General features: G+C 70.9%; 15 protein-coding genes. 9 read left to right on the top strand and 6 right to left on the bottom strand.

The features are described from left to right. Positions 1 to 48: 48 nt before the first annotated feature. Positions 49 to 1,215: a nicotinate phosphoribosyltransferase gene (pncB, locus tag H149_RS0116290; protein WP_020650836.1), complete on the top strand. Its 1,167-nt coding sequence runs from the start codon at positions 49 to 51 to the stop codon at positions 1,213 to 1,215. 19 nt (positions 1,216 to 1,234) lie between these two features. On the opposite strand, the gene H149_RS0116285 is transcribed toward pncB, so the two are convergent. Continuing rightward, positions 1,235 to 1,708, bottom strand: coding sequence for a cupin domain-containing protein (locus tag H149_RS0116285; RefSeq protein WP_020650835.1), 474 nt, complete (start codon positions 1,706 to 1,708; stop codon positions 1,235 to 1,237). A 167-nt stretch (positions 1,709 to 1,875) separates the two neighbouring features. Here H149_RS0116285 and H149_RS0116280 point away from each other — a divergent pair, with 167 nt between their 5' ends. From H149_RS0116280 to H149_RS21400, 6 genes are all read left to right on the top strand, one after another. Further along, positions 1,876 to 3,645, top strand: a complete 1,770-nt coding sequence (locus tag H149_RS0116280) for a M14 family metallopeptidase (protein WP_020650834.1) — start codon at positions 1,876 to 1,878, stop codon at positions 3,643 to 3,645. An 88-nt stretch (positions 3,646 to 3,733) separates the two neighbouring features. Next, positions 3,734 to 4,189, top strand: coding sequence for a metallophosphoesterase family protein (locus tag H149_RS0116275; protein ID WP_020650833.1), 456 nt, complete (start codon positions 3,734 to 3,736; stop codon positions 4,187 to 4,189). 55 nt (positions 4,190 to 4,244) lie between these two features. After that, positions 4,245 to 5,672, top strand: a complete 1,428-nt coding sequence (locus H149_RS0116270; RefSeq protein ID WP_020650832.1) for a M20 family metallopeptidase — start codon at positions 4,245 to 4,247, stop codon at positions 5,670 to 5,672. 129 nt (positions 5,673 to 5,801) lie between these two features. Next, positions 5,802 to 6,470 carry a CsgG/HfaB family protein gene (locus tag H149_RS0116265; RefSeq protein ID WP_020650831.1) on the top strand — a complete coding sequence of 223 codons (669 nt, stop codon included), beginning with the start codon at positions 5,802 to 5,804 and terminating at the stop codon, positions 6,468 to 6,470. 59 nt (positions 6,471 to 6,529) lie between these two features. After that, entirely contained in the window at positions 6,530 to 6,910 is a 381-nt protein-coding gene (locus H149_RS21405; RefSeq protein WP_020650830.1) for a DUF4810 domain-containing protein, read from the top strand. After that, the gene (locus H149_RS21400; protein WP_020650829.1) at positions 6,907 to 7,575 is read left to right on the top strand and encodes a DUF799 domain-containing protein; all 669 of its coding nucleotides are present in this window, start codon (positions 6,907 to 6,909) and stop codon (positions 7,573 to 7,575) included. The genes H149_RS21405 and H149_RS21400 overlap by 4 nt, the downstream gene beginning before the upstream one ends. A gap of 10 nt (positions 7,576 to 7,585) precedes the next feature. Here H149_RS21400 and H149_RS0116250 read toward each other — a convergent pair whose 3' ends face one another. Then, positions 7,586 to 8,404 (bottom strand): shikimate 5-dehydrogenase, encoded by an 819-nt coding sequence (locus H149_RS0116250; RefSeq protein WP_020650828.1) that lies wholly within the window; start codon positions 8,402 to 8,404, stop codon positions 7,586 to 7,588. Positions 8,405 to 8,627: 223 nt separating this feature from the next. Next, a complete protein-coding gene (locus H149_RS0116245) occupies positions 8,628 to 9,557 on the bottom strand; it encodes an NAD(P)H-dependent flavin oxidoreductase (protein WP_020650827.1) in 930 nt (309 codons plus the stop codon). A 197-nt stretch (positions 9,558 to 9,754) separates the two neighbouring features. On the opposite strand from H149_RS0116245, the gene H149_RS0116240 reads away from it, so the two are divergent. Next, positions 9,755 to 10,360: a hypothetical protein gene (locus H149_RS0116240; RefSeq protein WP_020650826.1), complete on the top strand. Its 606-nt coding sequence runs from the start codon at positions 9,755 to 9,757 to the stop codon at positions 10,358 to 10,360. 3 nt (positions 10,361 to 10,363) lie between these two features. Here H149_RS0116240 and H149_RS0116235 read toward each other — a convergent pair whose 3' ends face one another. Next, positions 10,364 to 11,269, bottom strand: coding sequence for a LysR family transcriptional regulator (locus H149_RS0116235; RefSeq protein WP_020650825.1), 906 nt, complete (start codon positions 11,267 to 11,269; stop codon positions 10,364 to 10,366). Between the two features lie 132 nt (positions 11,270 to 11,401). On the opposite strand from H149_RS0116235, the gene H149_RS0116230 reads away from it, so the two are divergent. Next, entirely contained in the window at positions 11,402 to 11,779 is a 378-nt protein-coding gene (locus H149_RS0116230; RefSeq protein ID WP_020650824.1) for a cupin domain-containing protein, read from the top strand. Positions 11,780 to 11,785: 6 nt separating this feature from the next. Here the strand turns inward: H149_RS0116230 and H149_RS0116225 are convergent, their stop codons facing one another. Beyond that, complete coding sequence (locus H149_RS0116225; protein ID WP_020650823.1) at positions 11,786 to 12,268, bottom strand: carboxymuconolactone decarboxylase family protein; 483 nt, start codon at positions 12,266 to 12,268, stop codon at positions 11,786 to 11,788. Positions 12,269 to 12,399: 131 nt separating this feature from the next. Further along, positions 12,400 to 13,137 carry a dienelactone hydrolase family protein gene (locus tag H149_RS0116220; protein ID WP_020650822.1) on the bottom strand — a complete coding sequence of 246 codons (738 nt, stop codon included), beginning with the start codon at positions 13,135 to 13,137 and terminating at the stop codon, positions 12,400 to 12,402. Positions 13,138 to 13,178 lie beyond the last annotated feature (41 nt).

Raw genomic sequence — 13,178 nt, 5'->3', positions numbered from 1 at the left:
CGGTCGGCGCCCGTGGCGGCGGCCCGGGCGCGCCGCTATCGTGGCGCCATGATCATCCCCTCGCTGCTCGACACCGATCTGTACAAGTTCACGATGATGCAGGTCGTCCTGCATCAGTTCCCGGCCGCCGAGGTCGAGTACCGCTTCAAGTGCCGCACGCCCGGCGTCGACCTGTCGCCGTGCATCCCGGCGCTGCGCGAGCAGATCGCCGCGCTGTGCGCGCTGCGCTTCAGCGACGCGGAGCTCGATTACCTGCGCGGCCTGCGCTTCATCCGCAGCGATTTCGTCGACTTTCTCGGTCTGTTCCATCTCAACGAGAAGTACGTGCATCTGGCGGCCGCGCCGCAGGAACGCGGCGGCATCGAGCTGGTGGTGCGCGGACCGTGGCTGCACACGATCCTGTTCGAGATCCCGCTGCTGGCGATCATCAACGAAACCTGGTTCCGCCGGCAGCAGCCGCAGCCCGCGCTCGACGAGGGCCGCCGCCGCCTGCGCGACAAGATGCAGCTGCTCGCCGCGCGCACCGACGCCGGCTGCCGGATCGCCGACTACGGCACGCGCCGCCGCTACTCGCTGCAGTGGCACGACGAGCTGATCGAAACGCTGTCGACCACGCTCGGCGCGCGCCTGGCCGGCACCAGCAACGTGCGCCACGCGATGAGTCACGGCCTGACGCCGCTCGGCAGCATGGGTCACGAGTATCTGCAGGCCTGCCAGGCGCTCGGCCCGCGCCTGCGCGACGCGCAGACTTTCGCGTTCGAGCGCTGGGCGCACGAATACCGCGGCGACCTCGGCATCGCGCTGTCCGACACCTACGGTCTGGCCGCCTTCCTGCGCGACTTCGATCTGTATTTCTGCAAGCTGTTCGACGGCGCGCGCCACGATTCCGGCGATCCGTTCGCCTGGGGCGAGCGCCTGCTCGCGCACTACGCGGCGCAGCGCGTCGACCCGGCCGGCAAGACGCTGGTGTTCAGCGATGCGCTGACCTTCCCGCGCATCGTCGAGCTGCACGAGCGCTTCCGCGGCCGCTGCCGGCTGTCGTTCGGCATCGGCACCAATCTCACCAACGACCTCGGCCCCGAGCCGCTGAACATCGTCATCAAGATGTTCCGCTGCAACGGCCAGCCGGTCGTCAAGCTCAGCGACGATCCGAGCAAGACGATGAGCGACGACGACTCCTACCTCGCCTACCTGCGCCAGGTGTTCGCCGGCTGAGCGCCGCCGGTCGTCTTGCTCAGTACGCGCTGCCGTCCTTGCGGGTGAAGCGGCGGCGGCCGTCGGCACCGGTCGTCATGGCGAGATCGTCGTCGGGATACACGACTTCGTCGCCGACCTCCAGGTAGACGACCGGCGCATCGCTGCGGTTGACGAGCTGGTGCGCGTCGCCGCGGCCGGCGCGAAAGCCCGCGCACATGCCGGGCGCCAGCGGCGTTTCGCCGGCGTCGGTGATCAGCGTCGGATGCCCTTCCAGCACGTAGACGAATTCGTCCTGGCGGCTGTGCGCGTGACGCAGTGACGAGCTCGCGCCCGGCGCCAGCGTCGTCAGGTTGACGCCGAAATTGGCGAGCCCGAAGGCCTCGCCCAGCGCCCGCTTGCTGCGTCCGCCGAAGCGCGCCGCGAGCGGCGCGGGGTACAGCGAGGCCTGCGCGCGCGGCGCGATCTGCCGTGCGTCGAGCGCCGGCGGCAAGGGCTGCTGCGATTCGTCCATGACGGCTCCCGTTTCATCTTCCCGATACGCCACCCGGCGCGCCCGCGATCATGTCCGAAGCGCGGGCGGCGCGTCACGCGCGGCGGCGCATGAGGAATCCCACCGTACTGGGCGGCGCGCCGACGCACTACGATGGCGGCCCGCCCGTCCCCCGCCGGAACCGTCCGATGTCCGCCACGCGCCTGCTCTGCCTCTGCCTCGCCCTGATCGCCGCGCCGCTGCAGGCCGCCGCGCCCGCCGACGACGCGCTGCGCAGCGTTGCCGAGCGCTCGGGCTTCGTGCAGACCGGCCGCTACGACGAGGTGATCCGGCTCTGCGCGGCCTACGCCGCGCGCTGGCCGCAGGCGCTGCGCTGCATCGACTTCGGCACCACGCCGGAAGGCCGGCCGATGAAGGCGCTGGTCGCCTCCACCAGCGGCGCGCTGACGCCGGACGCCGCGCACGCGCGGCAGCTGCCGGTGGTGCTGATCCAGGGCGGCATCCACGCCGGCGAGATCGACGGCAAGGATGCCGGCCTGCTCGCGCTGCGCGAAGTGCTGGACGGCGAACTCGCCAAAGGCGCGCTCGACCGCCAGGTGCTGGTCTTCGTGCCGGTCTTCAACGTCGACGGCCACGAACGCTTCGGCCGCTGGAACCGCCCGAACCAGGTCGGTCCCGAGGCAATGGGCTGGCGCACCACCGCGCAGAACTTCAACCTCAACCGCGACTACCTGAAGGCGGACGCGCCGGAGATGCAGGCGATGCTGCGCCTGATGAACGACTGGGACCCGATCCTGAGCGTCGACCTGCACGTCACCGACGGCGCCAAGTTCCAGCACGACATCTCGATCACGATGGAGCCGGTGCACGCCGGCGACGCGGCGATGCAGAAGGCCGGGCTCGCGCTGCGCGGCGACGTCGTCAAGAAACTCGCGCAGCAGGGCTCGCTGCCGCTGAGCTTCTATCCTTCGTTCGTGGTCGACGACGATCCGGCCTCCGGCTTCGCCGACAACGTGCCGCCGCCGCGCTTCTCGCACGGCTATCCGCTGCTGCGCAACCGCTACGGCATGCTGGTCGAAACGCACTCGTGGAAGGACTATCCGACCCGCGTGCGCATCACCCGCAACACCATCGTCGCCGTGCTCGAACAGACCGCGCAGCACGGCCGCGAGTGGCTGCAGCTGGCCGACGCCGCCGACGTCCTCGCGAGCCGGCTCGGCGGCACGCCGGTGGCGCTGACGTACGCGCCGTCCGACACCGTGCGCACCATTGACTTCCTCGGCTACGTCTACACGCGCACGCCCTCGGAAATTTCCGGCGCGCTGATGACGCGTTACGACGACACGAAGCCGCAGGTCTGGCATCTGCCGATCAAGGACGACATCCGGCCGGCGCTCAGCGTCACGGCGCCGAAGCTCGGCTATCTGGTGCCGGCCGCCGACGCGTCCTGGGTGGCGGCGAAACTGCGCCTGCACAGCATCGCCTTCGAAACGCTGAGCGACGCGCAGCCGCAGCGCGCCGTGCAGGCGTTCCGCGCCAGCCAGGTGACGTTCGCGCCGCGCTCGTTCGAAAGCCACCAGATGCTGACGCTGGCCGGCGACTGGCGCGAAGAAACGCGCGACCTCGCGGCCGGCGCGCTGCTGGTGCCGATCGCGCAGCCGAAGGCGCGGCTGGTGATGGCCCTGCTCGAACCGCAGGCGCCGGACTCGCTGGCCGCCTGGGGCTTCTTCAACAACGCCTTCGAGCAGAAGGAATACATGGAGGCCTACGTCGCCGAGGACGTAGCGCGCGACATGCTCGTGCAAGATCCGCAGGTCGCCGCGGCCTTCACCGACAGGCTCGCGCACGACGCCGACTTCGCGCAGAACCCGAGGGCGCGCCTCGCGTTCTTCGCGCAACGAGCGCCGTCCTGGGACGAGCGCCTGAACCTGTATCCGGTGCTGCGCGTCGAGCGCTGAGCGGCCCGGCATTTCGTCGCGCGCGAGCGCGGCGCTACCATCGCCGCTTGCGCACCCGCCGCCCCGCACGCCCCTTGCCTTCGCGCCTATGAACATCGGCCTGATCTCCGACACGCACGGTCTGCTGCGGCCCGAGGCGCTGGACGCGCTGCGCGGCAGCGAGCTGATCGTGCACGCCGGCGACATCGGCGCGCCGGAGGTGCTCGCCGCACTGCGCGAGCTGGCGCCGCTGGTCGCGGTGCGCGGCAACAACGACACCGAGCCCTGGGCGATGGACGTGCCGGAGACGCAGACCTTTGCCGCCGGCGGCCTGCGCCTGCACCTGCTGCACGACCTCAAGACGCTGGCCCTCGAACCACGCCGCGCAGGCATCGCCGCCGTCGTCAGCGGCCACTCGCACCGGCCGAAGATCGAGACGCGCGACGGCGTCCTTTACCTGAATCCCGGCAGCGCCGGACCGCGCCGCTTCAGCCTGCCGATCAGCGTCGCGCGCGCCGAGATCGTTGGCGATACCATCCGCGCCAAGCTTGTCGAGCTCGCGTAGCCCCGACCCCAGCCGCGCGCCGCGCGCGCGTCCCCCGCACCCCGACCACCCGATCATGAACACGCAAAAACTTTCCGCCTTCGTCGACGCGCTCTGGGAAGACGAGATCGTCCCGCAGCTCACCGACTACATCCGCATCCCGAACAAGAGCCCGATGTTCGACCCGCAATGGGCCGAGCACGGCTACATGGACGCCGCGGTCCAGCTGATGGAGAACTGGGCGCGCGGCAAGCTGGCGGCGCTCGGCGGCGCCACGCTCGAAGTCGTGCGCCTGCCCGGCCGCACGCCGCTGATCTACATCGACGTGCCGGCCGCCAACGGCGGCTCGAACGACGATTGCGTACTGCTCTACGGCCATCTCGACAAGCAGCCGGAGATGAGCGGCTGGGCCGAAGGCCTGGGTCCGTGGACGCCGGTGCGCAAGGGCGACAAGCTCTACGGCCGCGGCGGCGCCGACGACGGCTACGCGATCTTCGGCTCGCTCGCCGCGCTGCTGGCGCTGCGCGAGCAGGGCCTGCCGCAGGCGCGCTGCGTGGTGATGATCGAAGCCTGCGAGGAATCCGGCAGCTACGATCTGCCGTACTACGTCGACCACCTCGCGCCGCGCATCGGCAGTCCGTCGCTCGTCATCTGCCTCGACTCGGGCTGCGGCAACTACGAGCAGCTGTGGCTGACGACCAGCCTGCGCGGCCTCACCGGCGGCAACCTGCAGGTGCAGGTGCTGACCGAGGGCGTGCATTCCGGCGACGCGTCCGGCGTCGTCGCGTCGAGCTTCCGCGTGCTGCGCGAGCTGCTGTCGCGGCTCGAGGACGAGACCAGCGGCCGCATCAAGCCGGGCGACTTCCACGTCGAGATCCCGGCGCAGCGCGTCGAGCAGGCGAAGGCGGTCGCCCAGGTGCTCGGCGACGATGTCTTCGACAAGTTCCCGTTCGTCGAGGGCATGCGCCCGGTCAGCGACGATCTCGCCGAGCTGGTGCTGAACCGCACCTGGCGGCCGCAGCTCGCGGTCACCGGCGTCGACGGCATGCCGCCGCTCGCCAGCGCCGGCAACGTGCTGCGCCCGTACACGGCGGTGAAGCTGTCGCTGCGCATCCCGCCGACGCTCGACGGCAAGAAAGCCGGCGAAGCGCTGAAGAAGCTGCTGGAAACCGATCCGCCGTACGGCGCCAAGGTCAGCCTGGAACTCGAAAAAGCCGGCAGCGGCTGGAACGCGCCGCCGCTGTCGAAGTGGCTCGAAGACGCCGTCGCGGCCGCCTCGCAGGCCTATTTCGGCAAGCCACCGGCCTACATGGGCGAAGGCGGCTCGATCCCGTTCATGGGCATGCTCGGCGAGAAGTTCCCGGCCGCGCAGTTCCTCATCACCGGCGTGCTCGGCCCACACTCGAACGCGCACGGGCCGAACGAGTTCCTGCACATTCCGATGGGCAAGCGCGTGACGATGGTCGTCGCCGACGTCGTCGCCCGCCACGCGCAGCCGCGCTGAACGGTACGGCCCGCCGCCGCCGCGGCTGCGGGCCGGCGACCGCGGCGCCGCGACCGAAGGAGACCCGCGGCACACCCCAAGCGCGCGCGCGTCTCCGATAATCACGGCTCTCCATCAGGACAACTTCGAATGAACAAGCGGATTGCCAGTCTCGCGCTCGTGGTGCTGCTAGGCGCCGGCGGCTGCGCCACGGAAAGCTCGCGGACGCTGGAGGTGCCGCAGGTGGCGACGGCCGGCACGCCGTACCAGGGCACGCGCAGCCCGATCGCGGTCGGCAAGTTCGACAACCGCTCGAACTATCTGCGCGGCATCTTCTCGGACGGCGTCGACCAGCTCGGCGGCCAGGCCAAGACCATTCTCATCACGCATCTGCAGCAGACCGGCCGCTTCACCGTGCTCGACCGTGACAACATGCGCGAGATCGGCCAGGAAGCGAAGATCAGTGGCGCGACGCAGAAGCTCAAGGGCGCCGACTACGTGATCACCGGCGACGTCACCGAGTTCGGCCGCAAGGAAGTCGGCGACCAGCAGCTGTTCGGCATCCTCGGCCACGGCAAGCAGCAGATCGCCTACGCCAAGGTCGCGCTCAACGTCGTCGACGTCAGCACGTCCGAGGTCATCTATTCGTCGCAGGGCAGCGGCGAGTACAGCCTGTCGAACCGCGAGGTGATCGGCTTCGGCAGCACCGCCAGCTATGACTCGACGCTCAACGGCAAGGTGCTCGATCTCGCCATTCGCGAGGCGGTCAACAACCTCGTCAACGGCCTGCAGTCCGGCGCCTGGCGTCCGGCGAAGTAGTCCACATCCGCCGCGCACGTCCGGGGGAGCGCGCGCACCGCATCGATCAGGGGGATGCCTTGACCATCTCGACGACCGCGCTCATGCGCGCCGGCCTCGCCGTCGCGACGCTGCTGCTGTCCGGCTGCGTCACGCAGCCGAAGCCGCTGTACTACTGGGGCGACTACCAGCCGCAGCTCTATGCCTACTTCCAGGGCGACGGCAACAGTCCGGAGCAACAGCGCGAAGCGCTCGAAAAAACCGCCGCCCAGGCCAGCGCCAGGGGCGCGGCATTGCCGCCGGGCTTTCACGCGCATCTGGGCCTGCTCTATCTGCGCATGGGCCAGCCGGGGCCGGCGCGCACCGCGTTCATGGCCGAGGAAGCCCGCTTTCCCGAATCGAAGCCGTACATGGATTTTCTGATCGGCAACCTCAACCGCACCCAGGCCGAGGCGCCATGAAGACGATGCGAAGCTTGCGCCTGCTGAGCCTGTGCGCCATCGCCGCGCTGCTCGGCGCCTGCGCGACGACGACGGGCTACGACTACACGAACTTCCGCCAGAGCCGCCCGGCGTCGATCCTGCTGCTGCCGCCGGTCAACGACACGAACACGGTCGACGCCAGCTACAGCCTGCTGTCGCAGATGACGCTGCCGCTGGCGGAGTCCGGCTATTACGTGCTGCCGGTGTCGCTGGTCGACGAGACCTTCCGTCAGAACGGCTATACGAATCCGGCGGAGATCGAAGGCATTCCGGTCGACCGGCTGCACAAGATCTTTCAGGCCGACGCCGCGCTGTACGTGCACATCAAGCAGTTCGGCACGATCTACCAGCTGATCAGCAGCGCGACCGTCGTCACCGCCGAAGCGCATCTGGTCGACCTGCGCAGCGGCCAGGTGCTGTGGGCCGGCAAGGCATCGGCGTCGAGCGCGGAGAATCGCAGCAGCGCCGGCGGCGGTCTTGCCGGACTGCTGATCAGCGCCCTCGTCAATCAGATCATCGAATCGACGAGCGACCGCAGTCACGACATCGCCGGCGTCACCAGCATGCGCCTGCTGACGGCCGGGCAACCGGCCGGCCTGCTTTACGGGCCGCGCTCGCCGAAGTACCAGACGCAGCAGCCCTGAGCGGCGGCGCTCAGCCGCCGCGCGCGTACGCCGCCGCGGCGGCGACCTGTGCCGCGTCCGGCCGCACGCCGGTGTAGAGCACGAACTGCTCGAGCGCCTGTCGCACGCTCACCTCGGCGCCGCTGAGCGTGGCGATGCCGAGCTGGCGCGCGCGGCGGATCAGCGGCGTCTCGGCCGGCAGCGCGACGACGTCGAACACGCGCGCCGCCGCCTCGATCGTCGCTTCATCGAAGGCCAGCGCGTCGGCCTCGGCGCCGCCGGCCATGCCGACCGGCGTGACGTTGACCAGCAGCGCCGCGCGCGGCGCCGGCGCTTCGGCGCGCCAGACGTAGCCGCAGCTCTGCGCCAGACGGCGGCCGGCGGCTTCATTGCGCGCGATGATGACGCCGTCGCCAAAGCCGGCGTCGCGCAGCGCGCAGCCGACCGCCTTGGCCATGCCGCCGCTGCCGCGCAGCAGCACCGGCGTCGCCGGATCGATCGCATGCTCGCGCAGCAGCTGGCGCACGGCGACGTAATCGGTGTTGTAGCCGCGCAGACGCCCCGCGTCGTTGACGATGGTGTTGACCGCGTCGATCGCCGCCGCCGAATCCTCCAGCGCATCGAGCAGCGGGATGCAGGCTTCCTTGAACGGCATCGAGATCGCGCAGCCGCGGATGCCGAGGGCGCGGATGCCGGCGATCGCCGCCGGCAGGTCGGTGGTCGTGAACGCCTTGTAGACGTAATCGAGCCCGAGCGCCGCGTACAGGTGGTTGTGGAAGCGCGTGCCGAATTGGCCGGACCGCGCCGCCAGCGACATGCACAGCGTGGTATCGCGGCTGATCGCACGCATGCGGGCCTCCTCGCCTTACTGTCCGGCCGCCCGCGCCATGCGCGCGGGCGGCCGCATCTGCCTTGGGAACCTCTGAAAAAGCTCGCCCGTCGTCGTGGCGAGAAACCGCCGGCGACGAAACCACCCGGCGGCATACGACACCCGCGGCGTGGCCGGATCGCCACGGCCGCTGCGCGGCCTCGCGATGACGGTGCTGTTCAGACCTTCCCCATGCGGACCTTCCCTAGCCGGCGAGCGCGCGGCGCGTCGCTTCGTACTCGGCGATCAGGCGCTCGCAGAGCTGCGTCGCCGACGGCACGTCGTGAATCGCGCCGACGCCCTGGCCGGCCGACCAGATGTCCTTCCAGGCCTTGCCGCCCGACAGCTCGGCGCCGAAGTCGAGATCCTTCTTCGGTTCGAGATGGTCCGGATCGAGTCCGGCGCGCACGATCGACGGGCGCAGGAAGTTGGCGTTCACGCCGCTGATGTGCGGCGTGTAGACGATGTCGCCGGCGCGGCTGTCGAGCAGCATCTGCTTGTACGCGTCCGGCACCGAGGCTTCCTGCGTGGCGATGAAGCGCGTGCCCAGGTACGCGAAGTCGGCGCCGAGCGCCTGCGCGGCGAGCACGCCGCCGCCGCTGCCGATGCAGCCGGACAGCGCGAGATAGCCGTCGAACATGGCGCGGATCTCCGGAATCAGCGCGAACGGATTGATGGTGCCGGCATGGCCGCCGGCGCCGGCCGCCACCGCGATCAGGCCGTCGACGCCGGCCGCCGCCGCCTTCTCGGCGTGGCGCACGCCGATCACGTCGTGGAACACCACGCCGCCGTAGCTGTGCACGGCATCGACGACTTCGCTGACGGCGCCGAGCGAGGTGATGACCAGCGGCACGCGGTGCTCGACGACCTTCTTCAGATCCGCGTCGAGGCGCGGGTTGGTCTTGTGCACGATCAGGTTCACGCCGTACGGCGCGTCGTTCGCCGTCAGCGTCGCGCCGAGCTCGTCGAGCCAGGCGACGAAGCCGTCCGTGCTGCGCTGGTTCAGCGCCGGGAAGGTGCCGACGACGCCGGCGCGGCAGCAGGCGGCGACCAGCTTCGGATTGGAGACGAGGAACATCGGGGCGACGATCGCGGGCAGGCGAACGCGGCCTTTCCAGGCTTGCGGCAGGCGCATTTCGGGACTCGGTCGAAAAGTGGGACCGGCATTGTAGGATGCCGGCGCCGCCGGCCGCGCCTCCGCGCCCGCGCGGGGCAGAACGGCGCCGGCCACGGCGGCACGCAGCGCGGGCACGAACCCTCTGCGCGCGGTCCGGCGACGGCGTCGTGTTGCGGCGGTCACGCCCGTCGGTGCGTGGACGTAACATCGCCCCCATGAGACCGCCGCTCCTGTTCCGCGCCGTCTTCGGCCTGCTCACGCTCCTGCTGCTCGCCGGCCCCGCCAGCGCCGGCGAGCCGCGCGCGACGGGGCCGCTGTCGGCACCGGTGCGCGCGGCCGTCGGCGAGCTGGCCTGCGCGCGCTACGGCGTCGCCGCCGACAGCGTCGAGCCGGTTGCCCGGCAGTCCGGCGCCGGCGCGGCGGGCCCGCACGGCGCGCAGCGGTCGGTGCGCTGCGCGCCGCACGCCAGCGTCGACGGCCAGCCGGCCCGCTATCAGGTCGATTGCCGGCGCGACGGCGAGCGCTGGCGTTGCGGGGACGGCCGCGAAGTGCTCAGCGTGCAGACGCAGTTCGGCGCGGTCGCCGTCGAGCCCGGTTCCTTCACGCGCGAGCAGGCCGTCCGCGCCGTGCGCGCGGCGGCGGCGTCGAACCGCTACCGCGCGCAGATCCGCGAAGCGCTAGCCAGCGGTTGCGGCCTATATGTGAACGTCTCCGCACGCATGGACGAGGTCGTCGATCTGTCCTGCCGCAGCGGCCACAGCTTTCTCATTTCGTTTTGGTGCCCGCAGGGCGACTGCCCGCGCCTGCTGACCATGCGCTAGGGACTAGATCCTGCCCGCACGGCGCTCGCGCAGCGGTTCGAGGGCCTCGAGCAGCGCCCGCACGCGCGGCGGCTGCAGACGCGACGACGGCATCACCACGCTGATCGGCATCGCCGGCGGCCGCTGCTTCGGCAGCAGCTCCAGCAACGCGCCGCTCGCCAGCTCGTCGCTGACCATATGGTCCGGCACCTGGCCGATGCCGAGTCCGAGCACCGCGGCGGCGACGATGCCCTCGCCGTCATTGACCTGGACCTGCGCCGGCGGCTGCAGCGCGACCGTGCGCCGGCCGCTGCGCAGCTGCCACGGCCGTTCGCGGCCGCTGCTCGGCAGGCGGAAGACGATGCCGCGATGCGCGGCGAGATCCTCGATGCGCGCCGGCCGGCCCTGCGCCTTGAGGTACGCGGGGCTGGCGACGAGGACCAGATCCTGGCGGTCGATGCGGCGCGCGACCAGCGTCGAATCGCGCAGCTCGCCGACGCGGATCGCCGCATCGAGGCCGTCGCGTACGAGGTCGGCGTAGCTGTCCTGCAGGCGCAGGTCGAGGCTCAGCGCCGGATGCGCGCGCAAGAGCTGCGCGAGCAGCGGCATCAGGATGCGCCGGCCGTAGGTGATCGGCGCGTCGATGCGCAGCGTGCCGGTGACGACGGCGCGCGTGCCGGCGGCCTCGGCGTGCAGGTCTTCCATCTCGGCGAGCACGCGCTCGCAGCGGCGGAACAGGCGCTCGCCGTCCGCGGTCAGGCTGACCTGGCGCGTGGTGCGATGGAACAGACGCACGCCGAGCGAGGCTTCGAGCCGCGCGACGCTCTTGGCCAGCGTCGACGGCGCACCGCCGAGATCGCGCGCAGCGGCCGCGAAACTGCCGCGCCGCGCCGTTTGCGCAAAAGCCATCAGCTGCTGGAGGCCGCTCATGACGGATGCCCGATTAACGAATTAATGTCGCGAATGTTATGGCATTGGTGCATCTACCGGAACGACGCGCCGGCCGCGAGACTTGCTGCATGCCGGCCACCGCGCCGGCACCACGATCACCGGAGTCCCTTGATGAACATCCTCGAACAGCGGCGCCCCGTGCCGACCGCCCTGCCCGGCGTCGCGCACGTCACCTGGGCCGGCGCCGCCGACGGCCTCGAACAGATTTCCGTGTGGCGGCAGGATCTCGCGCCCGGCACGGCGACACCGCCGCACCGGCACGATTGCGACGAAGTCGTGATGTGCCTCGGCGGCTGCGGCGAGCTGCAGGTCGACGGCGAGCGTCTCCCCTTCGCGAGCGGCGCGATCCTCGTGCTGCCCAAAGGCCAGGTGCACCAGATCTTCAGCATCGGGCCGGCGCCGCTCGAAACGCTCGCCGTGCTCGGCCGCACGCCGGTGCCGACCTGCCTGCCCGACGGCGCGGCGCTGCCGCTGCCGTGGCGCAGCTGAGCGCGCTCAGGCCAGCCCGGCCTTGTCGAGCCCGAACGCGGCGTCCTGCGCGCCCGGCGTGCTGCGGAACGCGACGTTGAGGCGGTTCCAGCCGTTGATGGCCATGACGTCGTAGCTCAGCTCGACGATTTCATGATCCGTGAACTGTGCGCGCAGCGCTGCGTAAAGCGCGTCGTCGATGCCTTTCGCATCGAGTTGCGTCAGCGCTTCGGCCCAGGCCAGCGCGGCGCGCTCGCGGGCGTCGAACAGCGGCGACTCGCGCCAGATCGCGAGGTGATGCAGGCGCAGCTCGCGCTCGCCGCGAATGCGGGCCTGCTTGACGTGCATGTCGACGCAGAACGCACAGCCGTTGAGCTGCGAGACGCGGATCTGCACGAGATCGTGGATCGCCGATTCCACGCTGCTGCCCTGGCGCGTGGCCAGGCTGAAAGCGACGTACTTCTTGAACAGCTCGGGGGACTGCTGGGCGTAATCGAGACGCGGACTCATGAGAAAGGCTCCGATGGGGATGGGGCACCGGTGCCGTCGGCGGCGCCGGTTCATCCACAAGACGAGGGGCGCCGGCGGTTCGTGACATGCCGCGGTCGCGGCGCGTCGGCGTGGGCGCCGCCGCTCGCCGCTCAGGCCTTCAGCGTCGCGGCGAACAGCTCGGTGAGCGCCGCCCAGTGGCGCTCGGTGGCGGCCGCGTCGTAGGCCGCGGTGTCGCGCAGCACCCAGCCGTGGCGGGCCGGATAGGTCTCGACGCGATGCGCGACGCCGGCCTCGCGCAGCGCCGCTTCGAGCCGCGCCTTCATCTCGTCCGGGAAGGTGCTGTCCTCGATCGCGCCGGCGACGTAGACGCGCGCCTTCATCTTCGGCGCGAGCCGGTGCGGGCTGTCCGGCGCGTCGCTGGCGAGGCGGCCGCCGTGGAACGAGGCGACGGCGGCAACGCGTTCCGGATACGTGCCGGCGGCGCTCAGCGCCATCAGCCCGCCCATGCAATAGCCGACCACGCCGACCGCTCCGGGCCGCACGTCCACCTGCGCGGCCAGGTAATCGAGGAAGTGGCGCGTGTCGTCCATCACCAGTGCCGGCGTCGCGCGCGCGAAGTAGGTGTCGAACAGATGCTGGCGCCGGACCGGGTCGCCGAACACCTCGCGCGGGTCCATCGGCGCGTACGGCCCGGCGCGCCAGAACAGGTCGGGCAGCAGCACGTAGTAGCCTCCGCGCGCCAGGCGCTCGCCGACCTCCAGCATCGCCGGACGGATGCCGACGCCGTCCATGTAGACCAGCACCGCCGGCCACGGCCCGACACCGGACGGCCGGAACACGTAGGCGGGGCAGCGGCCGTCGCCGATGGCAATGTCGATCCTGGTCATCGCGCGCTCCGCACGGCGGTCTCGCGGCAGCCGCCGCTGGG

The organism is Solimonas variicoloris DSM 15731 (assembly GCF_000382285.1).
Lineage (GTDB): Bacteria > Pseudomonadota > Gammaproteobacteria > Nevskiales > Nevskiaceae > Solimonas > Solimonas variicoloris.
The sequence above is the reverse complement of the archived record's forward strand: the minus strand, read 5'-3'. Positions and strand labels throughout refer to the sequence as shown.